Genomic DNA, 25,670 nt, shown 5'->3' with positions numbered 1-25,670 from the left:
TATTCCTCACCGCTCGATCAGCGCAATGCGCTTGTTGTACCAGTTCATCAGCAGGGAAATGCTGATACTGATCGCCAGGTACACGCTCATGGTGATGGCAATGACTTCGATGGCCTGACCGGTCTGGTTGAGCACGGTACCGGCGAACAGCGAAACCATTTCCGGATAACCGATACCGGCGGCCAGCGACGAGTTCTTCGCCAGGTTCAGGTATTGGCTGGTCAGCGGCGGAATGATCACCCGCAGCGCTTGCGGAATGATCACCTTGCGCAGGGTCGGGCCGTTGCGCAAGCCGAGCGAACGCGCCGCTTCGGTCTGGCCATGGCTGACCGACTTGATCCCGGAACGGACGATTTCCGCGATGAATGCGGCGGTGTACACGGTCAACGCCAGGGTCAAGGCGAGCAGTTCCGGGATCAGCACCCAGCCGCCGACGAAGTTGAAGCCCTTGAGTTGCGGCATTTCCCAGTGCAGGGGTGCACCGAAGATCAGCGTGCACAAGGTCGGGATCACCAGCAGGATCGCCAGGCCGGTCCAAAACTTGTGGAATGGTTCGCCGGTGTCTTCGAATCGCTTGTTGGCCCAGCGGCACATCAGCACGATGGCGACGATGGCCAGCACCACGCTGATGAAGAATGCCCAGAAGCCGTCAGCCATTTGCGCGGCCGGCATGTTCAGGCCCCGGCTGCTGACAAAGAAGGTGTCACCGAAGTTGTGGCTGTTACGCGGACCCGGCATGGTCAGGAACACCGCGAAGTACCAGAACAGGATCTGCAGCAGCGGCGGAATGTTGCGGAACACTTCCACATACACGGTCGCCAGTTTGCTGATGATCCAGTTCGGCGACAGCCGCGCCACACCGATGATGAAGCCCAGCAGGGTCGCCAGGATCACGCCGATGAAGGTCACCAGCAGCGTATTGAGCAGGCCGATCACGAACACCCGCGCGTAACTGTCCGCTTCGGTGTAGGAGATCAGGTGTTGAGCGATGCCGAACCCGGCACTGCGCTCGAGAAAGTCGAAACCGGACGTGATGCCCCGGTGTTGAAGGTTGGTCTGGGTGTTATCAAACAGATACCAGCCCATGGCGACCACCGCCACGACGGTGATGATCTGAAACAGCCACGCACGCACTCGCGGATCGCTGAGGCTGAACCTCTGCTTTGGTGCGCCGATTGAATTTTGCATGAAGTGCCCCGGAAAAAATGGAACAGAACATCACCCGGCGGTTGGCCCGCCGGGTGATAGAACCATTAGCGCACTGGTGGTGCGTACTGAATGCCGCCGTTGGTCCACAGCGCGTTCAGGCCACGGTCGATTTCCAGCGGAGTGCTCTTGCCGAGGTTTTTCTCGAAGATTTCACCGTAGTTACCGACCTGCGAAACGATTTTCACAACCCAGTCCTTCGGCAGTTTCAGGTCCTTGCCGTATTCACCGTCAGCCCCCAGCAGACGAGCAACGTCCGGGTTCTTGGTGGATTTGGCTTCTTCCAGCACGTTTTTCGAGGTCACGCCGGCTTCTTCGGCGTTCAGCAGCGCGTAGCCAACCCAGCGAACGATCGCCAGCCACTCGTCGTCGCCATTACGCACGACCGGGCCCAGTGGTTCTTTGGAGATGGTTTCCGGCAGTACCACGTAGTCTTTTGGCGAGGCCAGCTTGCTGCGCTGTGCGTACAGCTGCGACTTGTCGGAGGTCAGCACGTCGCAACGACCGGATTCCAGCGACTTGGCGCTTTCATCGGAGGTGTCGAAGGTGATCGGGGTGTACTTCAGGCCGTTGGCGCGGAAGTAGTCGGAGACGTTCAGTTCGGTGGTGGTACCGGCCTGGATGCAGATGGTTGCACCGTCCAGTTCCTTGGCACTTTTCACGCCCAGCTTGTTGTTGGCCAGGAAGCCCACGCCGTCGTAGTAAGTGATGAAGCCCGGGAATTTCAGGCCCATGCCGGCGTCACGCGAGCTGGTCATGGTGGTGTTGCGCGAGAGCAGGTCGATTTCGCCGGACTGCAGCGCGGTGAAGCGCTCCTTGGCGTTCAACTGGCTGAACTTGACCTTGTTGGCGTCGCCGAATACGGCAGCGGCCACAGCGCGGCAAACGTCAGCGTCGATCCCGAGAATCTTGCCCGAAGCGTCCGGCACCGAGAAACCCGGCAGACCGTCGCTCACGCCGCATTGCACGAAACCTTTCTTCTGCACGGCATCCAGGGTTGCACCCGCCTGAGCGAACCCGCTGACGCCGAGTACTGCTGCAGCAGTCACGACCGCCAGAGTGGATTTCAACATCTTCATTCAAACCTCCAGTTTTGCTCTTGTTGTGTCGGAGCTTGAGTCCAGTCGCACCCTTTTGAGGCGTTGTTGACCCGTGTTGGCTTTTTTTGGGGTCAACCGACGTAAGACCTTCGCTATGAGTCTAGTAGGAGAAAATCCACATCATGGACAACTCACTTCTCACCAGTCGGCCGAACGGGCTGTAGCCCTTTCACGTTCGCGTTGCCCGTAGCGGCCATTGGCGAACATCCATCACCGGATTCTTTGCAATCCCTTCGCACGACGTACACTGATAGTGTTACCGCAAGGCGTAGGACGCTTCATACAGAATCCTCCATAGCAAAGCCCGTACCACACCGCTTGCTGAAGCGGTTGCGCGACAGGTCAATAGCAAAACTTGTAGCCTTGCGACATCTTGTTAACGGATCGACCGGGCGCGCACGCAAATCACGCACTTATTGAGAGCGCCCGCACATTTTTGGAGCAGCCATGCACGAGCCCCTGATTCTTCAACCCCAAAAGCCCGCAGACGCCTGTGTGATCTGGCTGCACGGTCTCGGCGCGGATCGCTATGACTTCCTGCCAGTGGCTGAAGCGCTGCAGGAAAGCCTGCTGAGTACGCGCTTCGTATTGCCGCAAGCGCCAACCCTGCCCGTCACCATCAACGGCGGTTACGCGATGCCGAGCTGGTACGACATAAAAGCAATGAGTCCGGCGCGGTCGATTGACCGTGAGCAGTTGGAAGCGTCGGCGGATCGCATCATCGAATTGATCGAAAAGGAGCGCGCCAGCGGAATAGACGCCTCGCGGATTTTTCTCGCCGGGTTTTCCCAGGGTGGCGCCGTTGTGCTGCACACCGCTTATATAAAGTGGCAAGGCCCGTTGGGTGGTGTACTCGCCCTGTCCACCTATGCCCCGACCTTCACTGACGAGATGGAGCTTTCAGCCAGTCAGCAGCGCATTCCAGCGCTGTGCCTGCACGGTCAATTCGACGGCGTGGTGCAGAACTCGATGGGGCGTAGCGCCTATGAGCATTTGGTGAAGCATGGTGTCACCGTGACATGGCAGGAATACCCAATGGAACACGAAGTGTTACCCGAAGAAATTCGCGACATCGGGGTCTGGCTGGGTGAACACCTGCGTTGATCGTTTCAGTTCGAACGTCCCTTTGATCATCCCACTACGCCGAGCCCGCTTCTTGCATTACACTGGCCGGCGTACATTCCTTAACCAATTGATGAGATGACCGTGCTCAAAGCACTCAAGAAAATGTTCGGTAAAAGCGAGGCTGAGCAGCTCGCGCCAGTCCCCAGTGCGCCGTCGCACGCCCCCGGCCCTCGCAGTGAAGCGCCCAAGGTTGAACGTCCGGCTCCGGTAGCGACACCCAAGCCCGAGCCGAAACCTGCCAGCGCCGCCGAACCTGCCCGCGCCGAAGCGCCGAAACCGGCCCGTCCGCGCCGCGAACCGAAGCCCAAGGCACCGGTCATTCCCTGGAAACTCGAAGATTTCGTCGTCGAACCCCAGGAAGGCAAAACCCGCTTCCACGATTTCAAACTCGCTCCGGAACTGATGCACGCCATCCAGGACCTGGGCTTTCCGTACTGCACGCCGATTCAGGCGCAGGTGCTGGGTTTCACCCTCGCCGGCAAAGACGCCATCGGCCGCGCGCAGACCGGTACCGGCAAGACCGCCGCGTTCCTGATCTCGATCATCACCCAGCTGTTGCAGACCCCGCCGCCGAAAGAACGCTACATGGGCGAACCCCGTGCGCTGATCATCGCGCCGACCCGTGAGCTGGTGGTGCAGATCGCCAAGGATGCGGCCGACCTGACCAAGTACACCGGCCTCAACGTGATGACGTTCGTTGGCGGCATGGACTTCGACAAGCAGCTCAAGCACCTCGAAGCACGCCACTGCGACATCCTCGTCGCCACACCGGGCCGTCTGCTCGACTTCAACCAGCGCGGCGACGTGCACCTGGACATGGTCGAAGTGATGGTGCTGGACGAAGCCGACCGCATGCTCGACATGGGCTTTATCCCGCAAGTGCGGCAGATCATTCGCCAGACTCCGCCGAAGTCCGAGCGTCAGACCCTGCTGTTCTCCGCCACCTTCACCGAAGACGTGATGAACCTGGCCAAGCAATGGACCACCGATCCGGCAATCGTCGAAATCGAAGTCACCAACGTGGCCAACGAAAACGTCGAGCAGCACATCTACGCGGTAGCCGGTGCGGACAAGTACAAATTGCTGTTCAACCTGGTCAACGACAACGGCTGGGAGCGCGTGATCGTCTTCGCCAACCGCAAGGACGAAGTGCGCCGCATCGAAGAGCGTCTGGTACGTGACGGCATCAACGCTGCGCAACTGTCCGGCGACGTGCCGCAGCACAAGCGCATCAAGACCCTGGAAGGCTTCCGCGAAGGCAAGATTCGCGTGCTGGTGGCCACCGATGTCGCCGGTCGTGGCATCCACATCGACGGCATCAGCCACGTGATCAACTTCACCCTCCCGGAAGTCCCGGACGATTACGTGCACCGCATCGGCCGTACCGGTCGCGCCGGCGCCGATGGCGTGTCGATCAGCTTCGCCGGTGAGGACGACTCGTACCAGTTGCCGTCGATCGAAGAGAAGCTCGGTCGCAAGATCAGCTGCGAAACACCGCCGACGCACCTGCTGCGTGCAGTCGAACGCAAGCGTCCGCAGCCGCAGTAAACGACCCGAAAGCAAAAAGCGCAGCCGGCAACGGACTGCGCTTTTTTTTGCCCGACGTTTTCACCAGGCGCTTGCGATAGATAACTAAAAGTCCATAATGGACAAATAAGTTTATATCCAGACCGCGGAGCCTGACATGTCCAGTACACCCTACGTGATCGACCACACCCAGGCCCGCGAGCTGCTGGCGCGCATTGACGTGCCGCAGATCCTGCGCAAACTGTTTCGCGACCTTGCCGCCGGCCACGCCGTACAACCCGCGCAGCAACTGGTGGAGTTCCCGCAGGGCGCCGGCGACTTTATCAACTACCTGGGCGTGCTGGCCGAGGACGGTGTGTACGGGGTCAAGACCTCGCCGTACATCGTCCGCGAACAAGGGCCGCTGGTGACGGCGTGGACACTGTTGATGTCGATGCAAACCGGCCAGCCACTGCTGCTGTGCGACGCCGGCGAACTGACCACCGCACGCACCGCTGCGACCACCGCCGTTGCTGTCGATGCCCTCGCCCCGCTGAATGCCACACGACTGGCGATCATCGGCAGCGGCAAGGTTGCCCAGGCGCATCTGCATTACGTGAAAGGGCTGCGCGACTGGCAGCGCATCAGCGTGTATTCGCCGAGTCTGTCTGAAGACGCTGAAACCCGGGCGCTGCTGAAAGAGATCTACCCCGGGTTGAACATTGCCGACAGCCGCGCAGCCGCCCTCGCCGAGGCCGACGTGATCATGCTCTGCACGTCATCTCCCGGTCCGGTCATCGACCCGGCCAGCTTGAGCAAACCGGCACTGATCACCTCGATCAGCACCAACGCCCCCCGCGCCCATGAAGTACCGCCAAAGACTCTGGGCGACATGCAGGTGTTCTGCGACTATCGGCTGACCACGCCGGGCTCGGCGGGCGAGATGTTGATCGCCGCCGAGCAGCATGGCTGGAACAAGGATTTGATCATCGGCGACCTGGCCGATCTGCTCAGCGAGAAAGTGCAGCGCCCCGGTTACGACCGTCACGTATTTTTCCGTTCAATCGGCCTGGGCCTGGAAGACATTGCGCTGGCCAATGCTATTTATCACCTCAAGCACTGACACCTCGATCCCTTGTAGGAGCTGACGAGTGAAACGAGGCTGCGATCTTTTGATTTTCAAAAGACAAGATCAAAAGATCGCAGCCTCGTTTCACTCGTCAGCTCCTACAGGATTCCAGATAAATTGGGAGATTTCATGAGCCAGGCAGATTTCATCATCATCGGCGGCGGGATTGCCGGCGCTTCCACCGGTTTCTGGCTGTCGCGCCACGCCAAAGTGATCGTGCTCGAACGCGAATCACACCCGGCCTATCACTCCACCGGACGCTCCGCGGCGCTCTATACCGCCGCCTACGGCACGCCGCAGGTGCGCGCGCTGACGCTGGCCAGCCGTGAGTTTTTCGACCATCCGCCGAGCGGCTTTTGCGAGCACCCATTGCTGACACCGCGCGGCGAAATGACCGTGGATTTCACTGGTGATGCCGCCGAGCTGAACAACCAGTACCTCAGCGCCAAAGCCACAGTGCCAGAGATGCAGCTGCTCAGCGCCGACGAAGCCTGCGCCCGTCTGCCGATCCTGCGTCGGGAAAAGGTCCACGGCGCGATCTACGACCCGACCGCCAGCGACATCGACACCGACGCCCTGCATCAAGGCTACCTGCGCGGTATCCGTCGCAACAACGGCCAGGTGCACACCGATTGCGAAGTGCTGGGCCTGCGTCGTGACACTGACGGCCAGTGGCAAGTGCAGACCAGCGGTCAGACCTTCTGCGCGCCGGTCATCATCAACGCCGCCGGCGCCTGGGCCGACAAGATCGGCGCACTGGCCGGTGCCCAAGCGCTGGGCCTGCAACCCAAGCGCCGCGCGGCGTTCATTTTCGCCGGTCCCGAGGGCGTGGACATTCATCACTGGCCGATGCTGGTCAGCCTCGATGAGTCGTTCTATATGAAGCCCGACGCCGGGATGTTCCTCGGTTCGCCGGCCAACGCCGACCCGGTCGAACCCCACGACGTGCAGCCGGAAGAGCTGGACATCGCCATGGGCATCTACCAGATCGAAGAGGCCACGACCCTGACCATCCGCCGTCCGACCCGCACCTGGGCCGGTTTGCGCAGTTTTGTCGCCGACGGTGATCTGCTCAGCGGTTTCGATCCGCAGGTGCCCGGGCTGTTCTGGGTCGCGGCCCAAGGCGGTTACGGTATTCAGACCTCACCGGCCATGGGCCAGGCCAGTGCGGCATTGGTACGCGGTGAAGCCTTGCCTGAACATCTGCAGCAGTTCGGCCTGAGCAGCGCCATGCTCTCCCTCGCAAGGCTCGGCTAAGACCCTTGGCGGATGACGCGCCCAACGGATTGCGGCACACTCGCAGCGCCCCCGTGCACGGGGGCGTTGACGCCGCCTGGAGCTCCACAAACATGACCGCCCCCGAATTCGATCCGGCACTGGATAATTTCCGCGCCATCGCCGACGCCATCGCCACGCTGTTCTTTCCCCACGCCGAAGTGGTGCTGCACGACTTGCGCACGCAGAAGGTCGACTACATCGCCAACAACTTGTCCAAACGCGAGATCGGCGACGATTCATCGCTTGAAGACATGCTCAGCGAGGAGGTCAGTGAGCGCAACATCGGTCCGTACGAAAAGCTCAATTGGGACGGCCAGAAGATACGCAGCCTGAGCACGGTGCTGCGCGACAGCGAAGAGCGGCCACTGGCGGTGCTGTGCATTAACCTGAATATTTCTTTGTTCGAGAATGCCAAGGCTGCGCTGGACCTGTTCCTGTCACCGAGCAAACTGATCCCGCAGCCGGATTCACTGTTTCGCGATGACTGGCAGGAGCGCATCAACACCTTCCTCCACGCCTGGCTGCGCGAGCGCCAGCTGAGCCTGAATCTGCTGACTCGCGACCACAAGCGCGAACTGGTGCTGGCGCTGCACGCCGAAGGCGCGTTCAAGGGCAAGAGCGCCTCGAACTATGTGGCCAACGTGCTGAACATGGGGCGGGCGACGGTGTACAAGCATTTGAAGGAATTGAAGGGCTGAAGACCTGCATTGGCATTTCCGGCCCCATCGCTGGCAAGCCAACTCCCACAGTTTTTTGGGTGTACACAAAATCTGTGCACGACTCGGTCGCTGTGGGAGCTGGCTTGCCAGCGATAGCGGACTGTCAGTCGCCGTAGATGTCGGACTTGAAATACTTCTCGGAAATCTTCTGATATTCGCCGCTGGCACGAATCCCGTCGATGGCCGTATTCAACTGGCTGACCAGTTCGGTATTGCCCTTGCGCACCGCAATCCCCGCGCCTTCGCCCACGTACTTCGGATCCTTCAGTTCCGGCCCGACAAACGCGTAACCCTTGCCGCGTGGCATCGACAGGAAGTCGGTCAGCGGGATGGTGTCGGCAAAAATCGCATCGAGCCGCCCTGCTGCCAGGTCCATGTAGATTTCTTCGTTATTGCCATAGCGCTTGACGATGATGCCCTTGGGTTCGAAGACCTCGGTGGCATACCGGTCGGTGGTGGTCGCACGCTGCACACCGACGGTCTTGCCCTTGAGGCTGGCGTACTGGTCATCGACCGTGGCGCCTTCCTTCATCACCAGCCGCGACGAAGTGAAGTAGTACTTGTGGGTGAAATCCACCGACTTCTTGCGGTCTTCGTTGATGGTCATCGACGACAGCGCCATGTCGATTTTCTTCACTTTCAGCGAAGGGATCAGGCCATCGAACTCACCCTCGACCCACACGCACTTGACCTTCATCTGCGCGCACAGGGCGTTGCCGATGTCGTAGTCGAAACCGACGATCTCGCCCTTGTCGGTTTTCGAGGCGAACGGTGGATAAGCGGCCTCAATGCCGATGCGCAGGGCTTTCTCAGCGGCAAAGGAATGGGTGCACGCCAACAGGCTCAGGGCCAGACCGGTGATGAGGGGGAGTTTCTTCATGTTCGTTCTCTCGCGGGTTGTTGTTGGTTTGGCAAGACAGAAGAAAGGAGCTGGAAAGGGGAATGCCTTTTTTGTACTTATAAATCCATATTGGACTCGCACGTACAAATCGTCAATTAGCTGAAGAAAGGTATTTGGTGTTGCGGATGGCCTCATCGCCGGCAAGCCATCTCCCACAGGGTTCAGAGGTGTACATGAATATGTGCATGACACAAAACACTGTGGGAGCTGGCTTGCCAGCGATGACTGACTAGAGGGCAATGCAGTAATTACTTCTTCCAGCGATCCGCCGCAGCATGATCACTGTCACGCCCTTCGACCCAGCGCGGGCCATCGCGGGTGTTTTCTTTTTTCCAGAACGGCGCGCGGGTTTTCAGGTAGTCCATGACAAAGGCGCAGGCGTCGAATGCCGCCTGGCGATGGGCGCTGGCCGCGCCGACAAACACAATCGGCTCGCCCGGCTCCAGCGCGCCGATGCGGTGCAGCACTTCCAGCTTCAGCAGCGGCCAGCGCTGCTCGGCCTCGACGGCGATCTTGCCAAGGGCTTTTTCGGTCATGCCCGGATAGTGTTCAAGGAACATCCCGGCCACATCCAGCCCGTCATTAAAGTCGCGCACGTAGCCGACAAAACTCACCACCGCGCCGACACCGACATTCGCCGCGTGCATCGCGTTGACTTCAGCGCCGGGATCGAACGCCGTGGACTGCACACGAATCGCCATGTCTCAGCCTCCGGTCACGGTGGGAAAGAACGCCACCTCGTCGCCGTCGCTCACCGGTTCGTCGAGCTGGCACAGGTCTTCGTTGCGCGCGCACATCAGGTTCTGCTCGCTCAAGACCTCGGCGCCATCGCGTTGCGCGAGCAGCGTACGGACATCGTCGACCGTGGCGAAATCGCCTTCGACCTTGACCGAGTCCACGCCCAGCGCTTCACGGTAACGGGCAAAGAATTTAACCGTCAGTTTCATGGTTGCTCCGCCTGAAAATGCCCGCTCTTGCCGCCGACCTTTTCCAGCAAACGCACGCTTTCGATGGTCATGCCCCGGTCCACCGCTTTGCACATGTCGTAAATGGTCAGCGCGGCAACGCTGGCAGCGGTCAGTGCTTCCATCTCCACGCCGGTCTGCCCGGAGAGCTTGCAGCGGGCGACGATGCGCACACTGTCGTCACCCTCAGCGCTGAGTTCAACCTTGACACCGGTGAGCATCAGCGGATGGCACAACGGGATCAGATCGCTGGTTTTCTTCGCGGCCTGAATGCCGGCAATGCGAGCGACGGCAAACACGTCACCCTTGGGGTGGCCGCCGCTGACGATCATCTGCAGGGTTTCGGGCAGCATGCGCACCAGCGCCTGGGCGGTCGCCTCACGGAATGTCACGGCTTTTTCGGTGACGTCGACCATGTTGGCGCGACCTTGGGAATCGAGATGAGTCAGCACGGGATTACTCCTGATCAGGAGCGTGGATTGTAAACCTGTGGGTCAAATTTCCGCACCCACGAATATGGCGCTCTTTGTGTAGGAGCTGCCGCAGGCTGCGATCTTTTGACTTTGATTTTTAAAGCAGGATCAAAAGATCGCAGCCTTCGGCAGCTCCTACATCGGATCAGTGGTGCATCAATCAAGGGATTTTGTGGTTCAGGCATAAAAAACCGGGCGGCTTTGCGGCCGCCCGGTTTTGTTGGAAGGGTTACAGATGCGATTCGGCGTATTCGGCCAGGATCGAGCGTGGCACGCCCTGCAGGGTGATGTGCACCCCGTTGGGGAAATCCTTGAAGCGTTCGGTCAGGTAGGTCAGCCCGGAGCTGGTCGCGGACAGGTAAGGGGTGTCGATCTGTGCCAGGTTGCCCAGGCACACCACTTTGGAACCGGCGCCGGCCCGGGTGATGATGGTTTTCATCTGATGCGGCGTAAGGTTCTGGCATTCGTCGATCAGGATCAGGCTCTGCTGGAAGCTGCGACCGCGAATGTAGTTGAGCGATTTGAACTGCAACGGCACTTTGCTGAGGATGTAATCGACGCTGCCATGGGTGTTTTCATCATCCATGTGCAAAGCTTCGAGGTTGTCGGTGATGGCCCCCAGCCAGGGCTCCATTTTTTCCGCTTCGGTGCCGGGCAGGAAGCCGATTTCCTGGTCCAGGCCCTGCACGCTGCGGGTCGCGATGATGCGGCGATAGCGCTTGCTGACCATGGTCTGCTCGATCGCCGCGGCCAGCGCCAGAATGGTTTTACCGGAACCTGCCGCACCCGACAGGTTGACCAGATGAATGTCCGGATCCAGCAGCGCGTAGAGCGCCAGACTCTGATAGATGTCCCGCGGCTTGAGGCCCCAGGCTTCCTGGTGCAGCAGCGGTTCCTGGTGCAGGTCGAGGATCAGCAGCTTGTCTTCCTGGATTTCCTTGATCCAGCCGACAAAGCCTTGTTCGTCAATGATGAACTCGTTGATGTGCACCGCGGGCAGGTTGTCGATCAACTGCACCTGATGCCAGGTGCGGCCGTGATCCTGACGGGTATCGACCTTGCTCACGCGGTCCCAGAAGGAGCCGGTCATGTTGTGATAACCGTTGGGCAGCAGGGACACGTCATCGACCAGTTGGTCGGTGCTGTAGTCCTCGGCATCGATGCCGCAGGCGCGTGCCTTGAGGCGCATGTTGATGTCTTTGGTGACCAGCACCACCGCCTTCTGTGGATCACGGGTGTGCAGGTCGATCAACTGGTTGATGATTTTGTTGTCGTTCAGATGCTCGGGCAGAATCAGGTTCGACTCGGCCTGTTTGCTCATCAGAATTGACAGCAAGCCTTTCGGCCCGCCCTTTCCGCGCTGAATCGGCACGCCCAACTCGACATCCTCGGGGGAGGCATCGCCCAGGGTCTTGTCGATCAGCCGGATGGCCTGGCGGCATTCGGCAGCGACGCTGTGATGGCCGCTCTTGAGCTTGTCCAGCTCCTCAAGCACGGTCATCGGGATCGCGACGTGGTGTTCTTCGAAATTCAGCAGGGCATTTGGATCGTGAATCAATACGTTGGTATCGAGTACATAAAGGATTGGCTGGTTGGAAGAAGGGCTACGTCCGTGATCATCCATACTCGGTCACCTTTGTGGGAGCCATTCGACGCAATACCTGGGCGGTGCTGCGCCTCGAAGTGACTGCCGAATTCATCCACGAGGGCCTGGATGAACTGCACACAAAAGGAGTCTTGGAAGACGCCACCTGTGTTGCAGGTTTCGGCGGTCTGTCTTCGTAATACTCCAAAACCCATGACATAAAAAAGCACTTTGACGGTTTTTTTAAGTTTATTTTGCAGAGTGACGAAAAGCCCTTGGCGGACCGTGCAGACCCCGCTAAAGTCGGAAGTCCGCCTGCATCGAATTCTCTGAAAAAATCGTCAAAAGCCCAATGTTTCCGGGCTTTTTCCGCTTACTAGCGAAACCCGTCCTGACAGTCTTCAAACCCGATGCCGCTTTGCGCAGTCTGCGTGATCAGCCACGGCAACGCGGTCCTCACCGCATCCTGTTTCATGTTGAAATTGATCACCCCGTGGCGCCACAACAACATCAGGGTCAGCACTCGCTGTGCGCTCTGCGCACCCTTGAGCTTGCCGGCACCATCCTGGGCATCGATGTCCCACAGCGCCACTTGCAAGCCCTGATTGCGCAAGAAGCTGCCAGCATCAGAACGACGCTGTCCCTCCGGCGGACGGAACAGCGGCACGTAGTTTTCCGGCAACTTGTTCTTCACCAGGTCACTGCTGCGGCGCACCGAGTCCTGCCAGTCCTGCCAATAGCTGTGGGAACGGAACTCCCAACCCTGCACGCCGACACACTGCTTCGAGAACTCCGATTGCAGGTTGCTCACCGAGCGATCCGCCAGTCGCGCCTGCACATCCTTGCCCAACAGGAAGAACGTGCCGCTGAGATTGGCTTTGCGCAGGTAGTCGGCGATCCAGTCGGTGTTGTCCGGTTGCAGATTGGCAGCACTGTCGAAACTCAGCAGAAACAGCCGGTCATGCATCTCGTCGCCGCTGCGTTCATAGTCGCCGAAACGATCGATTTCACTGCTGGTCTGCGGCGACAGCGCGGCCTTGCGCATCAGCTCGTCCAGGTACTGCAGATGAAACAACCGGCTCGGTTCGGCCCATTTGGTGTAATAACTGTCGTCGCTGACCACGAACTTGGCGGCCTGCTCGCGCAGGGTCGGCAGGTCTTCGACGAGGAAGCAGAACGAGGCATCCTGATCGCAGCTCTGCTGGGCGAAGTTGTAGTTGGCCAACAGACGTTCCCAGAGCCGCTGCCGCAGGCGGCTGATCGCGTCGACATTGACCGTGCGCAGGCCAAGACGCTGGGCCAGCGCAGCCTCGTCCAGCGCTTCGGTGCCGAGCAGGCCCCGGGCGAACATGAGGATTTCCGCGCGCGAGGCGACGTCGAACAGCGTCGGATTGCTGAGCTGCTCCGGCCAGGTGCTGCGATCCAGCGTCGCCACATCGCCCGGTGCCGCCATGGCCCCGCAGCTCATCAGCCACGCCGTGAATAAAAGAACAATGCGCAAAGGGGTGTCTCCATAACCAAACCCGCGCGGCACTATATCGCGGGTGGCCGCAGGACAATCAAAAGAAAGATCAAAAGATCGCAGCCTTCGGCAGCTCCTACAGAGGCAGCCAACAGTCGACCGTAACCTGTAGGAGCTGCCGAAGGCTGCGATCTTTTCCAGCACACCATCGATCACCTATGGGCTTGATAGCTGGAGTCAACCCGGCCAACCCCCTAGAATCGCGCCCACGATTAAAGGAGACGACTTCATGCTGATGGTGATTTCCCCCGCCAAGACCCTCGATTACGAAACACCGCCGGCGACCCAGCGCTTTACCCAGCCGCAATACCTCGACCATTCCCAGGAGCTGATCCAGCAACTGCGCGAACTGAGCCCGGCACAAATCAGCGAACTGATGCACGTGTCCGACAAGATTGGCGGCCTCAACGCCGCGCGTTTCGGCAGCTGGACGCCCGCCTTCACCCCGGAAAACGCCAAGCAGGCGCTGCTCGCCTTTAAAGGTGATGTGTACACCGGCCTCGACGCCCAGTCCTTCAGCGAAGCCCAGTTCGACTACGCGCAAAAGCACCTGCGCATGCTCTCCGGCCTTTATGGCCTGCTGCGTCCGCTGGATCTGATGCAGCCGTACCGTCTGGAAATGGGCACCAAACTGGCCAACGCCCGTGGCAAGGATCTGTATGGGTTCTGGGGCACCCGCATCAGCGAATGGCTCAACGAAGCCCTGGCCGAGCAAGGTGACGACGTGCTGCTGAACCTGGCGTCCAACGAGTACTTCTCGGCGGTCAAGCGCAGCGCCCTGAACGCGCGGATCATCAACACCGAGTTCAAGGACCTGAAGAACGGTCAGTACAAGATCATCAGCTTCTATGCGAAGAAGGCCCGTGGGCTGATGAGCCGTTTCGTGATTCAGGAAAAAATCAATGATCCCGCCCTGCTCAAACAGTTCGACGTGCAGGGTTATCAGTACAGCGCCGAGCAGTCGAAACCGGACAATCTGGTGTTTCTGCGCGACCACGCCCCGGAATAAAGCATGCCCAATGCACGACTCTTTCTATAACGAGTCGTGCAGCTCGCACGACGTCAAAAATCCCCCGCCCCATTTCGCCGTTTTATTGGCGCCATAAAATCGTCCCACTTAATTCTAATTTTAGTTTCACTCGACACCCGCACTTTTTTTCAGTAGTGGCACGTAAATTTTTTTACGGTAGTGGCACAAAACTATCTAGCTCGATTGCGCACCGATTAATAAAGGCCCAAATCGAAAGTGCTATCAATTTGAGACCAGTGCCATCTTTGTCAATATTTCAAAAAATTTCAGATTTCGCGATGAGCGGGTAGGAACTATGTCCAAATGCATAGCTCATACCACCGGTAACGATTCTCGCCGAGTTTGTACGAGATAACTTACGCAGAGCGGAGAACCATGTAACCAAGTTGTCACAGCAACTTGCCTAGATGGTTCACTCATCTGATCAACTAACGATGGATAGGTGATACGCACCATAAACATCCTCTACAAGGCCAAGGCTGCGCCCCTGTAAACGTGCTCGCCTGAGCACCCAACCGCTTGATCTACGGGCCTTTCGACCGAAATCAGGTGGACTGAAAACATGCACAAGAGTCTTCCAGCAAGAGGATCCGCTGCATAACAGGGCAAGTCATAACAACCAGGCCTAGTTGCGCACATCTTGAGTGCACTTATTTAGACACTCGGAACTTAGTATGCCTGCACACGGCATTGTGGCGCCTGTTTGCCGCACTTTCGAGTGCACTATGACCGCTGAACACCATTAACTCCGGCCATCTAATGGCTTGATAAAACACAGAGGTATTTGCGATGCGCATCAGCATATTTGGTTTGGGTTACGTTGGCGCAGTATGTGCCGGTTGCCTGTCTGCACGGGGCCATGACGTGGTTGGCGTCGATGTTGCCAAAGACAAGATCGACATGATCAACGCCGGCAAGTCGCCGATTGTTGAACCGGGTCTGGGCGAACTTCTGGCCCAGGGTATCGAGACCGGTCGTCTGCGCGGTACAACCAACTTCGCCGAAGCAATTCGTGACACCGACCTGTCGATGATCTGCGTCGGTACACCAAGCAAGAAGAACGGCGACCTGGAACTGAACTACATCGAGGCGGTGTGCCGCGAGATCGGTTTCGTGCTGCGTGAAAAATCCACCCGCCACACCATCGTGGTGCGCAGCACCGTGCTGCCGGGTACCGTCGCCAACGTGGTCATCCCGATCCTCGAAGACTGCTCGGGCAAGAAGGCCGGTGTCGATTTCGGCGTCGCGGTCAACCCGGAATTCCTGCGTGAATCCACCGCGATCAAGGACTACGACCTGCCACCGATGACCGTCATCGGCGAGTTCGACAAGGCCTCGGGCGACGTTCTGCAATCGCTGTACGAAGAACTCGACGCGCCGATCATCCGCAAGGACATCGCCGTCGCCGAGATGATCAAGTACACCTGCAACGTCTGGCACGCAACCAAGGTCACCTTCGCCAACGAGATCGGCAATATCGCCAAAGCGGTCGGCGTCGATGGCCGTGAAGTGATGGACGTGGTCTGCCAGGACAAGACCCTCAACCTGTCCCAGTACTACATGCGCCCGGGCTTCGCCTTCGGCGGTTCGTGCCTGCCCAAAGACGTGCGCGCCCTGACCTACCGCGCCGGTTCGCTGGACGTCGAAGCGCCGCTGCTCAACTCGCTGATGCGCAGCAACGAATCGCAAGTGCAGAACGCCTTCGACATCGTTGAAAGCCACGACAAACGCAAAGTCGCCCTGCTCGGCCTGAGCTTCAAGGCCGGCACCGACGACCTGCGCGAAAGCCCGCTGGTGGAACTGGCCGAAATGCTGATCGGCAAGGGCTATGACCTGAGCATCTACGACAGCAACGTCGAGTACGCCCGTGTTCACGGCGCGAACAAGGACTACATCGAGTCGAAGATCCCGCACGTGTCGTCCCTGCTCAACGCGGACTTCGATTCGGTGATCGACAACTCCGACGTGATCATCCTCGGCAACCGCGACGAGAAATTCCGCGCGCTGGCCCAGGAAGCTCCGCAAGGCAAACAGGTCATCGACCTGGTCGGCTTCATGGCCAAAGCCACCAACCCAGGTACTCGCACTGAAGGTATCTGCTGGTAACACAGACGTTGCGCGCCGCCGCGTAACCCATAGGCGGCGCGCAACCAATGTGTGATCCCGGAATGTAGGAGCTGCCGCAGGCTGCGATCTTTACCCGGCGCACTTGAGTCCTGAGTGAACCCGAAAAGATCAAAAGATCGCAGCCTTCGGCAGCTCCTACACAGGGTTCGCCCGAATTGCGCGTGACATTGCAGTTCTTTGTAAGCCTGCCTTAACCCCATCGGGCCACCGACAGGCTCGCCCGAGATAGAGACGGATGCAGATTATGCACAGGCTAAAGCACGGCCTACTTCAGGCCGCCGGTTGGCTGTTTTACCTCAGTTTGTTGATGGGCCTGGCCTTGATGCTGCCCACGTCCACATTCGACTCCGAGTCGAAGGACTTCATTTTCCTGATTGGCGCCGTGGGTATCTGGCGCTACTCGATGGGTGCAACGCACTTTGTGCGCGGCATGATTTTTCTCTACATCGTTTACCCGCACCTGCGCCGCAAAGTGCGTAAGCTGGGTAAAGCGGCGGACCCGTCGCATGTGTTTCTGATGGTCACCAGTTTCCGTATCGACGCGCTGACCACCGCGCAGGTCTACAGCTCGGTGATCCGCGAAGCCATCGACTGCGACCTGCCGACCACCGTGGTCTGCTCGATCGTCGAGATGTCCGATGAGCTGCTGGTCAAGGCGCTGTGGGCGCGGATGAATCCGCCAGACCGGGTGAAGCTCGACTTCGTGCGCATTCCCGGCACAGGCAAACGTGATGGCCTGGCCTACGGTTTCCGCGCGATCTCCCGTCACCTGCCGGACGACCGCGCCGTGGTGGCCGTGATCGACGGTGACACCGTGCTCGGTGAAGGCACCGTGCGCAAGACCGTGCCGTGGTTCCAGCTGTTCGGCAATGTCGGCGGCCTGACCACCAACGAATTCTGCGAAGTGCGCGGCGGCTACATCATGAGCGAATGGCACAAGCTGCGTTTCGCCCAGCGTCACATCAACATGTGCTCGATGGCCCTGTCCAAGCGCGTACTGACCATGACCGGGCGTATGTCGGTGTTCCGCGCCACCGTGGTGACCGACCCGGAATTCATCGCCGACGTCGAAAGCGACTCGCTGCAACACTGGCGCCTGGGCCGTTTCAAGTTCCTCACCGGTGATGACAAATCGAGCTGGTTCAGCCTGATGCGTCTGGGTTACGACACCTTTTACGTGCCGGACGCCGCGATCAACACCGTTGAACATCCGCCGGAAAAGAGCTTCATCAAGGCCAGCCGCAAGCTGATGTTCCGCTGGTACGGCAACAACCTGCGCCAGAACTCGCGAGCGCTGGGGCTGGGTGTGAAACGCCTCGGCGCCTTCACCTCGGTGGTGCTGTTCGATCAGCGTGTGTCGATGTGGACCTCGCTGCTGGGCCTGACCGTGGCGATCATCGCCAGCTTCAAGTACGGCGGTGCGTTCATCCTCGCCTACCTGCTGTGGATCGGCATCACGCGCCTGATTCTGACCTTGCTGCTGTCGTGCTCCGGTCACCGGATCGGCCCGGCCTATCCCGTGATTCTGTATTACAACCAGATCGTCGGTGCGCTGGTGAAGATCTACGTGTTCTTCCGCCTCGACCAGCAATCCTGGACGCGCCAACCCACTTCCCTGACCCGTGATCTCGCCAGCTTTCAACGTTGGTTCAACACCTGGTCGTCTCGGACCATGACCTTCTCCGCCGGCAGCATTTTCGTCGCCGTGCTGCTGATGATGGTCTGACCTGCCCCTATTGAATTAACAAGGAAATCGCCCCCATGAATACCGCCGTCAACGCCAACGTAGTGCATGAATCCGAAGCCCAGCGTCAGCACGCCCGAGTGAAAATCCCGGCCAAACTGCGCTTCTTCGGCCCGGACCGGACGCCGGTCGAGGCGCGGGTCCTGGACCTGTCCGCCGGTGGTCTGGCGTTCAACGCCGGACAACTGCCGCTCAAGACCGGCGACGTGTACAAGGCACGCCTGCAATTCGTGATCGACAACCTCGGCCTGGCCATGGACGTCGAACTGCAAGTGCGCTCCTACGACCGCCAGAGCGGCCGCGTCGGTTGCCAGTTCCAGAACCTCGAACCGCAAGACATCTCGACCCTGCGTCACCTGATCACGTCGCACTTGGCCGGCGACATCGTCAGCATGGGTGAAGTGCTGGCGACGCTGCAGCGCGACAACTTCACCAAGGCACGCAAGGTCAAGGACGGCGGCAGCGGCATGACCCCGTTCGGGCGTCTGAAAGCCGTGACCTTCAGCGCCGGGGTATTCGCCATCGGCCTGGTGGCGTTCGGTTTCGTCTTCAAGTCGGTGTACGGCATGTACTTCGTCAGCCATGCGCAGGCCGGTCTGGTCAGCGTACCGGGAATGAACATCACCATGCCGCGTGACGGCACCGTGCAGAGCCTGGTCAAGTCCGACGGCGTCGCGGCCAAAGGCGCCCCGCTGGCGACCTTCAGCACCAGCATGCTCGACGTGCTCAAGGGCCATCTCGACGAAGACCAGTTGCAACCGGCCAAGGTGGAAGAACTGTTCGGCAAGCAGATGACCGGCACCCTGACCTCGCCGTGCGATTGCACCGTGGCCCAGCAACTGGTGGCTGACGGTCAGTACGCAAGCAAAGGCGACGTGATTTTCACCCTGGTACCGCGCAACACCCAGGCCACCGTCGATGCACGCTTCTCCTATCGCCAGTTCGGCGACGTGCGTCCGGGTACGCCAGTGAGCTTCCAGATTGCCGGCGAAGACCAGACCCGCACCGGCAAGATCGTCAGCAGCACCAGCCTGAAAAGCGCCGACCTGTCCTCCGACATCCGCGTGCAGATCCAGCCGGACGAACCGCTGGACAGCAGCTTCGCCGGCCGTCCGGTGGAAGTGAACAGCGACCGTGGTCCGAACCTGAACTGGCTGATCGACAAAGCCATGGCTGCCGGTCTTTAAGTCGAGGACATGCCTGTGACTATCATCCGTCTCCTGAGAACACCGCGATCCCTGTGGGAGCTGGCTTGCCAGCGATTGGATCAACGCGGTCTGTCTGACACACCGAGCCGCCTGAATCGCTGGCAAGCCAGCTCCCACAAAGGTCATATGGTGTGCTCGCTGGCACTGGCCGTCAGCCTCGCCGGTTGCGCCGGCCTGCCCGACCAGCGCCTGGCCAACGAAGCGCTCAAGCGTGGCGACACTGCCACTGCCGCGCAGAACTACCGCGCACTGGCCGATCTGGGTTACAGCGAGGCGCAAGTCGGTCTCGCCGATATTCAGGTCGACAGCCGCGACCCCGAGCAGATCAAACAGGCCGAAGCGACCTACCGCGCAGCCGCCGACGTGTCGCCACGGGCCCAGGCCCGTCTCGGTCGCCTGCTGGTGGCCAAGCCCGGTTCCACCGAAGCCGAGCACCACGAAGCTGAAAGCCTGCTGAAAAAAGCCGCCGCCAACGGCGAAGGCAACACGTTGATCCCACTGGCGATGCTGTACCTGCAATACCCGCACAGCTTCCCCAACATCAACGCACAGCAACAGATCGATCAGTGGCGCAAATCCGGTTACCCGGAAGCGGGTCTGGCGCAGGTGCTGCTGTATCGCACCCAAGGCACTTACGACCAGCATCTGGATGACGTGGAAAAGATCTGCAAGGCCGCGCTCAACACCACCGACATCTGCTACGTCGAACTGGCCACGGTGTATCAGAAACGTGCCCAGCCTGAGCAACAGGCCGAGCTGCTCAAGCAGATGCAGGCCGGTTACAGCCGCGGCACGGTCAGCGCGCAGCGCGTCGATTCGGTGGCCCGCGTGCTGGCTGATTCGACCCTGGGCAAGACCGACGAAAAGACCGCACAGTCGCTGCTCGAACCGATCGCACCGGGCTACCCGGCGTCGTGGGTGACCCTCGCGCAACTGCTTTACGACTTCCCGGAACTGGGCGACGTCGATCAGATGATGAAGTACCTGGACAACGGCCGCGCCGCCGACCAGCCGCGCGCCGAACTGTTGCTGGGCAAGCTCTATTACGAAGGCAAACTGGTGCCGGCAGACGCCAAAGTCGCCGAAGAACACTTCCAGAAAGCCGTCGGCCGCGAAGTCGCCGCTGACTACTACCTCGGCCAGATCTATCGCCGTGGTTACCTGGGCAAGGTCTATCCGCAGAAGGCTCTCGACCACCTGCTGACCGCTGCGCGCAACGGCCAGAACAGCGCCGACTTCGCCATCGCCCAACTGTTTTCCCAAGGCAAGGGCACCAAGCCCGACCCGCTCAACGCCTATGTATTCAGCCAATTGGCCAAGGCGCAGAACACCCCGCAAGCCGATGAACTGGCGACCACCCTCGCAGCGCAATTGCCGCCCGAGCGTCTGGCCGAAGCCCAGCGCCTGCTGCAACAGGAACAGGCCAGCCGTGGCGCCCTGAACCAGAACACGCTGCAACTGCACGCCCTGCAAGAAGAAGACGGCGAGGAATCCCTATGAAGTTGAATCCCTTTGTGAAGGCTGGCATTGGCCTCACGTTCGCGCTGATCTGGTCTTGCCCGACACTGGCCGCGATCACTGAAACCAAGAACTTCGGCCTGGAAGTGAAAATCACCGGCCAGTCCGAAGACGACCGCGACCTCGGCACCGCCAGCGGCGGCGACGTCAACGGTGTGGGCCTGGACCTGCGTCCGTGGGTGTACGGCGAAAGCGGTGCGTGGAGTGCCTACGCCATGGGCCAGGCCGTGACCTCGACCGACATTATCGAAACCGACACCCTGCAGCAGTCCGACGGTGAACAAACCACCGACAACAGCGACCGCAAAACCAAGAAAAACTACCTGGCGATGCGCGAATTCTGGGTCGGCTACAGCGGCCTGACGCCGTACCCCGGCGAGATGCTCAAGTTCGGTCGCCAGCGTCTGCGCAATGACGACGGCCAATGGCGTGACACCAACATCGAAGCGCTGAACTGGACCTTCGACACCACCCTGCTGCGCGCCAACGTCGGTGTCGCCGAACGCTTCAGCGAATACCGCACCGACCTCAAGGAGCTGGCGCCGAAAGACAAGGATCGCCTGCACGCGTACGCCGATGCCGCTTATCAGTGGACGCCGGGTAACTGGGTCGGCATTCGCGGTCATCACACCCACGACAACGGCAAGCTCGATTACGCCGAACCGGGCGTGCCCCGCGACACCCTCGACAAAACCCAGAACGGCGACATCAGCTGGCTCGGTCTGACCGCCGACAGTGACGCCTACAACTGGCGCAACACCAACACCGTCAACTACTGGGGCAGCATCACCGGCATGAGCGGCGACCTTGATTCGGTCAACCCGCTGAACGCTGATGGCAGCCGTCCTGCCCAAGCCAAGCGCAGTGATGACATCAACGGCTGGGCCACTGACCTGGGCGTGCGCCTGCGCCTCGATCCGCAGTGGCAGGTCGGTGCGGCCTACGCCCGCGCCAGCGCCGATTACCAGCAGAACGGTCTGGAAAGCAACCGCTCCAACTACACCGGTACCCGCTCGCGCGTGCACCGTTTCGGCGAAGCGTTCCGTGGCGAAATGAACAACATGCAGACCGCCACCCTGTTCGGTTCGTGGATGCTCAACGACCAGTACGACGCCAGCCTGATCTACCACAAGTTCTGGCGCGTGGACGGCAACAAGCCGGTGGGCAGCAACGGCATCAACGCCGTGGAAAACAACACCGACGACGTCACTGGCGCGATCCTTTCCAGCACCTCGCTGCCACTGCAGGATGGCAACAAGGACCTGGGTCAGGAAATGGACCTGGTGGTGACCAAGTACTTCAAGCAAGGCTTGCTGCCGGCGGCGTTGAGCCAGTCGATCGACGAACCGTCGGCGCTGGTGCGTTTCCGTGGCGGCGTGTTCAAGCCGGGTGATGCCTATGGCAGCCAGGTCGATTCGTACATGCACCGCGCGTTCATCGACGTGATCTGGCGCTTCTGATGCAAACCGCCAAGGGAGTGCCCGACATGCACCATGCAAGGAAAGGCTCGCTCAGCCTGTTGGCCGGCGCCATGCTGCTGGCCTCCGCTGGCGCGTTCGCCACGGTGGAACCGGCCAAGCCGGTGACCACCGCCAAAGAGCTGCAACAAGCCAAGACCTACACCGTCAGCAGCGCGCCGACCGAGGCGCTGGAGCTGGCCAAGCCGAAACTGCCCGACCTGTCCGGCTTCACCGCCGAGGCTGCCGCTGCGAAGATCAATCGCAGCAAAGCAGGCAAGATCAGCGTGCGCCGGATGATGCAGGAAGACGCCCTGAAGGACTTCATCGGCGGCGACAACAAGATGGCCGAATGGGTGGTGCGTCAGCACGGTATCCCGCAGGCGATCTTCGTCGACGACGGTTACCTGAACCTCAAGGATCTGGCGCAGAAGCTGCCCAAGCAGTACTTCAGCGAGACCTCGCCGGGCGTGTACCTGGCGAAGCTGCCGATTGTGGTCGGCCGCAAAGGCATCCTCGAAATCGATGGTCAGACCCAGGAGTTGCGCCTGTCGCAAGAGGCCGGTTCGTTCCTGGTCAACGACGGTCAGTTGTTTGTGCGTGACACCAAAGTCACTGGCTGGCGCGAGAAGGACAACGGCCCGGCCACCTTCCGTTCGCCGAAGGAATTCCGTCCGTTCCTGCTGGCCTGGGGCGGCACCGAGACCTACATCGTCAACAGCAAGATGGCCAGCTTCGGCTACGCCAACAGTAAGTCGTACGGGGTGAGTATTTCCCAGTACACGCCGAACATGGCCAAGGTCCTCAAGCGTCCCGAGCCGACCGGCTGGATCGTCGGCTCCGAGTTCTCCGACATGTGGTACGGCTTCTACTGCTACGAGACCCGCGACTTCGTGGTCAAGGGCAACACCTACAAGGACAACATCGTCTACGGCATCGACCCGCACGACCGTTCCCACGGTCTGATCATTGCCGAGAACACCGTCCACGGCACGAAGAAGAAGCACGGCATCATCATTTCCCGTGAGGTGAACGACAGCTTCATCTTCAACAACAAGAGCTACGACAACCACCTCTCGGGCCTGGTGATCGACCGTAACAGCGTCAACAACATCATTGCCTACAACGAGATCTACAAGAACCACACGGACGGCATCACCCTCTACGAGTCCGCCGACAACCTGCTGTGGGGCAACAAGGTCATCAGCAACAAGCGCCACGGCATCCGCATTCGTAACAGCGTGAACATCCGCCTCTACGAAAACGTCGCCATGGCCAACGGGCTGACCGGCGTCTACGGCCACATCAAGGACCTGACCGACACCGACCGCGACATCAAGCTCGACCCGTTCGACGCCCAGGTCTCGCTGATCGTGGTCGGCGGTGAACTGGCGGCCAACGGCAGCGGCCCGATGGCCATCGACTCGCCGTTGAGCGTCGAGCTGTATCGCGTATCGATGCTGGCGCCGACCAAGTCCAGCGGCATCAGCTTCAACGGCATCCTCGGCGAGCGCCAGGATGAAATTCTCGACCTGCTGGTGCGCCAGCAGAAAGCCGTACTGATCGACCCTGTCGAACGCCAGACCGAACTGCGGGACTGAGGATAATTTTATGCACCCACACTTGATCAAATTACTCAGCCTGTCGGCCCTGACCGTGGGCATTCTGGCGGCCAGCAATGCTGCCCGCGCCGATGAAGCGGCGGGCGCCACCGCGCCAAAATTCAGCGCCGAACCGTGCTGCAACCTGTGCCCGGCCGCGCACGACGCGAAGAACTACACCACGCGTTATCAGCAGAACTTCACCACCCTGGTGCAGGCGCAGGGCGACTGGCTGTTCCGTACCCAGGAAGATTTGCGCACCGAGTTCAACACCACCCCGGCCGGCTACAAACGCCTGCAACAGCTGCACGATGCGTTCAAGGCCAAAGGCGTCGAACTGGTGATCGTCTACCAGCCGACCCGTGGTCTGGTGAACCGCAACAAGCTCAACCCGCAGGAAAAAGCCGCGTTCGATTACGAGAAAGCGCTGGGCAACTACAAGACCATGCTCGGCCGATTCGCCAAGATGGGATACGTGGTACCGGACCTGTCGCCGCTGACCAACGAATCGCTGCCGGACACCCTGCCCGCCCACGATTTCTACTTCCGCGGCGACCAGCACTGGACCCCATACGGTGCTCAGCGCACAGCGAAAATCGTCGCCGAGAAGGTCAAGCAGATCCCGGCCTTCGCCGACATTCCCAAGCGTGAATTCGAGACCAAGCGCACCGGGCGCATGGGCAAGACCGGCACCCTGCACAACATGGCCGGGCAACTGTGCGGCACCAGTTACGCGATCCAGTACATGGACCAGTTCACCACCGAGCCGAAAGGCGAGGCCGGTGACGGCGACCTGTTCGGTGATTCCGGCAACCCGCAAATCACCCTCGTGGGCACCTCGCACAGCGGCAAGAACTACAACTTCGCCGGCTTCCTCGAAGAGGCCATTGGCGCCGACATCCTCAACGTCGCCTTCCCCGGCGGTGGTCTGGAAGGTTCGATGCTGCAGTACCTCGGTAGCGACGAATTCCAGAAGACCCCGCCGAAGATTCTGATCTGGGAATTCTCGCCGCTGTACCGCCTCGACCAGGAAACCATCTATCGCCAAATGATGGCGCTGCTGGATAACGGTTGCGAAGGCAAGGAAACCCAAATGTCCGCCAGTACCACGCTCAAGCCTGGCGGCAAACAGGAACTGCTGGTCAACAGCAAGAACCTGAACCTGCAGAACAGCAGCCATCAGGTCGACATCCGCTTCGCCGACACCTCGGTGAAAACCCTGCAAGCCACCCTCTGGTACATGAACGGTCGCCACGAGGACATCAAGATCGAGAAACCGGAAACCTCCGACACCGACGGTCGTTTCGCCTTTGAGCTGCGCACGGACGAAGACTGGGCCTCGCAAAATCTGCTGGCCGTCGAAGTCCAGGGCCCGGAAGCGGGTACCGCGCCGCAAAAAGTCGAAGCGAAAATCTGCAAACGCAACGTATTCCCGGGCGCTGGGCCACAAACCGCTCAGCTCGGGCAATGAGGTCT

21 protein-coding genes are annotated in these 25,670 nt (G+C 60.1%); 13 read left to right on the top strand and 8 right to left on the bottom strand.

The window, feature by feature from the left end:
• Nucleotides 1–6: 6 nt before the first annotated feature.
• Together GTQ41_RS04910 and GTQ41_RS04905 are read right to left on the bottom strand one after the other, a co-directional pair.
• On the bottom strand, nt 7–1,188 hold the full coding sequence (locus tag GTQ41_RS04910) for an amino acid ABC transporter permease (protein ID WP_047292689.1): 1,182 nt from the start codon (nt 1,186–1,188) through the stop codon (nt 7–9).
• Between the two features lie 65 nt (nt 1,189–1,253).
• Entirely contained in the window at nt 1,254–2,285 is a 1,032-nt protein-coding gene (locus GTQ41_RS04905; RefSeq protein WP_047292688.1) for an amino acid ABC transporter substrate-binding protein, read from the bottom strand.
• 468 nt (nt 2,286–2,753) lie between these two features.
• Here GTQ41_RS04905 and GTQ41_RS04900 point away from each other — a divergent pair, with 468 nt between their 5' ends.
• The 5 genes from GTQ41_RS04900 (at nt 2,754) to GTQ41_RS04880 (ending at nt 8,042) form a co-directional block, all read left to right on the top strand.
• Complete coding sequence (locus GTQ41_RS04900) at nt 2,754–3,410, top strand: alpha/beta hydrolase (protein WP_047292685.1); 657 nt, start codon at nt 2,754–2,756, stop codon at nt 3,408–3,410.
• Nucleotides 3,411–3,506: 96 nt separating this feature from the next.
• On the top strand, nt 3,507–4,979 hold the full coding sequence (gene rhlB, locus GTQ41_RS04895; RefSeq protein WP_047292683.1) for an ATP-dependent RNA helicase RhlB: 1,473 nt from the start codon (nt 3,507–3,509) through the stop codon (nt 4,977–4,979).
• A gap of 136 nt (nt 4,980–5,115) precedes the next feature.
• Complete coding sequence (locus GTQ41_RS04890; RefSeq protein WP_047292681.1) at nt 5,116–6,060, top strand: ornithine cyclodeaminase family protein; 945 nt, start codon at nt 5,116–5,118, stop codon at nt 6,058–6,060.
• A 135-nt stretch (nt 6,061–6,195) separates the two neighbouring features.
• Nucleotides 6,196–7,323 carry an FAD-binding oxidoreductase gene (locus GTQ41_RS04885; RefSeq protein WP_047292679.1) on the top strand — a complete coding sequence of 376 codons (1,128 nt, stop codon included), beginning with the start codon at nt 6,196–6,198 and terminating at the stop codon, nt 7,321–7,323.
• Nucleotides 7,324–7,415: 92 nt separating this feature from the next.
• Nucleotides 7,416–8,042 (top strand): transcriptional regulator, encoded by a 627-nt coding sequence (locus GTQ41_RS04880; RefSeq protein ID WP_047292678.1) that lies wholly within the window; start codon nt 7,416–7,418, stop codon nt 8,040–8,042.
• A gap of 124 nt (nt 8,043–8,166) precedes the next feature.
• Here the strand turns inward: GTQ41_RS04880 and GTQ41_RS04875 are convergent, their stop codons facing one another.
• The 6 genes from GTQ41_RS04875 to GTQ41_RS04850 all read right to left on the bottom strand — a co-directional run bounded on the left by GTQ41_RS04875 (nt 8,167) and on the right by GTQ41_RS04850 (nt 13,488).
• The gene (locus GTQ41_RS04875; protein WP_047292677.1) at nt 8,167–8,943 is read right to left on the bottom strand and encodes an ABC transporter substrate-binding protein; all 777 of its coding nucleotides are present in this window, start codon (nt 8,941–8,943) and stop codon (nt 8,167–8,169) included.
• A 269-nt stretch (nt 8,944–9,212) separates the two neighbouring features.
• The gene (gene moaE / locus GTQ41_RS04870; RefSeq protein WP_047292676.1) at nt 9,213–9,665 is read right to left on the bottom strand and encodes a molybdopterin synthase catalytic subunit MoaE; all 453 of its coding nucleotides are present in this window, start codon (nt 9,663–9,665) and stop codon (nt 9,213–9,215) included.
• A 3-nt stretch (nt 9,666–9,668) separates the two neighbouring features.
• Complete coding sequence (gene moaD / locus GTQ41_RS04865) at nt 9,669–9,911, bottom strand: molybdopterin converting factor subunit 1 (protein WP_047292675.1); 243 nt, start codon at nt 9,909–9,911, stop codon at nt 9,669–9,671.
• Nucleotides 9,908–10,381, bottom strand: a complete 474-nt coding sequence (gene moaC, locus GTQ41_RS04860; RefSeq protein WP_007972660.1) for a cyclic pyranopterin monophosphate synthase MoaC — start codon at nt 10,379–10,381, stop codon at nt 9,908–9,910. Before moaC ends, moaD begins: the two co-directional genes overlap by 4 nt.
• A gap of 250 nt (nt 10,382–10,631) precedes the next feature.
• Nucleotides 10,632–12,026 (bottom strand): PhoH family protein, encoded by a 1,395-nt coding sequence (locus GTQ41_RS04855; RefSeq protein WP_041064814.1) that lies wholly within the window; start codon nt 12,024–12,026, stop codon nt 10,632–10,634.
• A gap of 337 nt (nt 12,027–12,363) precedes the next feature.
• Nucleotides 12,364–13,488: a polysaccharide deacetylase family protein gene (locus tag GTQ41_RS04850; protein WP_047292673.1), complete on the bottom strand. Its 1,125-nt coding sequence runs from the start codon at nt 13,486–13,488 to the stop codon at nt 12,364–12,366.
• Nucleotides 13,489–13,738: 250 nt separating this feature from the next.
• Here GTQ41_RS04850 and yaaA point away from each other — a divergent pair, with 250 nt between their 5' ends.
• From yaaA to GTQ41_RS04810, 8 genes are all read left to right on the top strand, one after another.
• Nucleotides 13,739–14,518, top strand: a complete 780-nt coding sequence (gene yaaA / locus GTQ41_RS04845) for a peroxide stress protein YaaA (protein WP_047292672.1) — start codon at nt 13,739–13,741, stop codon at nt 14,516–14,518.
• An 810-nt stretch (nt 14,519–15,328) separates the two neighbouring features.
• Nucleotides 15,329–16,645 carry a nucleotide sugar dehydrogenase gene (locus tag GTQ41_RS04840; protein WP_041064820.1) on the top strand — a complete coding sequence of 439 codons (1,317 nt, stop codon included), beginning with the start codon at nt 15,329–15,331 and terminating at the stop codon, nt 16,643–16,645.
• A gap of 262 nt (nt 16,646–16,907) precedes the next feature.
• Nucleotides 16,908–18,392 (top strand): mannuronan synthase, encoded by a 1,485-nt coding sequence (gene alg8, locus GTQ41_RS04835; protein WP_179294994.1) that lies wholly within the window; start codon nt 16,908–16,910, stop codon nt 18,390–18,392.
• A 35-nt stretch (nt 18,393–18,427) separates the two neighbouring features.
• Nucleotides 18,428–19,597 (top strand): alginate biosynthesis protein Alg44, encoded by a 1,170-nt coding sequence (locus GTQ41_RS04830; protein ID WP_047292670.1) that lies wholly within the window; start codon nt 18,428–18,430, stop codon nt 19,595–19,597.
• Between the two features lie 9 nt (nt 19,598–19,606).
• On the top strand, nt 19,607–21,118 hold the full coding sequence (gene algK, locus GTQ41_RS04825) for an alginate biosynthesis TPR repeat lipoprotein AlgK (RefSeq protein ID WP_196302418.1): 1,512 nt from the start codon (nt 19,607–19,609) through the stop codon (nt 21,116–21,118).
• Entirely contained in the window at nt 21,115–22,596 is a 1,482-nt protein-coding gene (locus GTQ41_RS04820; RefSeq protein ID WP_047292669.1) for an alginate export family protein, read from the top strand. Before algK ends, GTQ41_RS04820 begins: the two co-directional genes overlap by 4 nt.
• Nucleotides 22,597–22,622: 26 nt before the next feature.
• Nucleotides 22,623–24,194 (top strand): mannuronan 5-epimerase AlgG, encoded by a 1,572-nt coding sequence (algG, locus tag GTQ41_RS04815; protein WP_047293038.1) that lies wholly within the window; start codon nt 22,623–22,625, stop codon nt 24,192–24,194.
• 10 nt (nt 24,195–24,204) lie between these two features.
• Complete coding sequence (locus tag GTQ41_RS04810) at nt 24,205–25,665, top strand: alginate O-acetyltransferase (RefSeq protein WP_047292668.1); 1,461 nt, start codon at nt 24,205–24,207, stop codon at nt 25,663–25,665.
• Nucleotides 25,666–25,670: the final 5 nt, after the last annotated feature.

The organism is Pseudomonas sp. AN-B15, assembly GCF_019056475.1.
Classification (GTDB): Bacteria; Pseudomonadota; Gammaproteobacteria; order Pseudomonadales; family Pseudomonadaceae; genus Aquipseudomonas; species Aquipseudomonas parakoreensis.
Note: the sequence above shows the minus strand (reverse complement) of the source record. Positions and strands in the feature narration are given on the sequence as shown.

Excerpts from the sequence above, each read along its gene's own strand:
- rhlB (WP_047292683.1), top strand. The coding sequence starts at position 3,507 with ATGACCGTGCTCAAAGCACTCAAGAAAATGTTCGGTAAAAGCGAGGCT.
- GTQ41_RS04855 (WP_041064814.1), bottom strand. The coding sequence starts at position 12,026 with ATGGATGATCACGGACGTAGCCCTTCTTCCAACCAGCCAATCCTTTAT.
- algG (WP_047293038.1), top strand. The coding sequence starts at position 22,623 with ATGCACCATGCAAGGAAAGGCTCGCTCAGCCTGTTGGCCGGCGCCATG.
- yaaA (WP_047292672.1), top strand. The coding sequence starts at position 13,739 with ATGCTGATGGTGATTTCCCCCGCCAAGACCCTCGATTACGAAACACCG.
- GTQ41_RS04910 (WP_047292689.1), bottom strand. The coding sequence starts at position 1,188 with ATGCAAAATTCAATCGGCGCACCAAAGCAGAGGTTCAGCCTCAGCGAT.
- GTQ41_RS04840 (WP_041064820.1), top strand. The coding sequence starts at position 15,329 with ATGCGCATCAGCATATTTGGTTTGGGTTACGTTGGCGCAGTATGTGCC.
- moaE (WP_047292676.1), bottom strand. The coding sequence starts at position 9,665 with ATGGCGATTCGTGTGCAGTCCACGGCGTTCGATCCCGGCGCTGAAGTC.
- moaD (WP_047292675.1), bottom strand. The coding sequence starts at position 9,911 with ATGAAACTGACGGTTAAATTCTTTGCCCGTTACCGTGAAGCGCTGGGC.
- GTQ41_RS04880 (WP_047292678.1), top strand. The coding sequence starts at position 7,416 with ATGACCGCCCCCGAATTCGATCCGGCACTGGATAATTTCCGCGCCATC.
- GTQ41_RS04810 (WP_047292668.1), top strand. The coding sequence starts at position 24,205 with ATGCACCCACACTTGATCAAATTACTCAGCCTGTCGGCCCTGACCGTG.
- algK (WP_196302418.1), top strand. The coding sequence starts at position 19,607 with ATGCCTGTGACTATCATCCGTCTCCTGAGAACACCGCGATCCCTGTGG.
- GTQ41_RS04905 (WP_047292688.1), bottom strand. The coding sequence starts at position 2,285 with ATGAAGATGTTGAAATCCACTCTGGCGGTCGTGACTGCTGCAGCAGTA.
- GTQ41_RS04830 (WP_047292670.1), top strand. The coding sequence starts at position 18,428 with ATGAATACCGCCGTCAACGCCAACGTAGTGCATGAATCCGAAGCCCAG.
- GTQ41_RS04820 (WP_047292669.1), top strand. The coding sequence starts at position 21,115 with ATGAAGTTGAATCCCTTTGTGAAGGCTGGCATTGGCCTCACGTTCGCG.
- GTQ41_RS04900 (WP_047292685.1), top strand. The coding sequence starts at position 2,754 with ATGCACGAGCCCCTGATTCTTCAACCCCAAAAGCCCGCAGACGCCTGT.
- GTQ41_RS04885 (WP_047292679.1), top strand. The coding sequence starts at position 6,196 with ATGAGCCAGGCAGATTTCATCATCATCGGCGGCGGGATTGCCGGCGCT.
- GTQ41_RS04890 (WP_047292681.1), top strand. The coding sequence starts at position 5,116 with ATGTCCAGTACACCCTACGTGATCGACCACACCCAGGCCCGCGAGCTG.
- GTQ41_RS04875 (WP_047292677.1), bottom strand. The coding sequence starts at position 8,943 with ATGAAGAAACTCCCCCTCATCACCGGTCTGGCCCTGAGCCTGTTGGCG.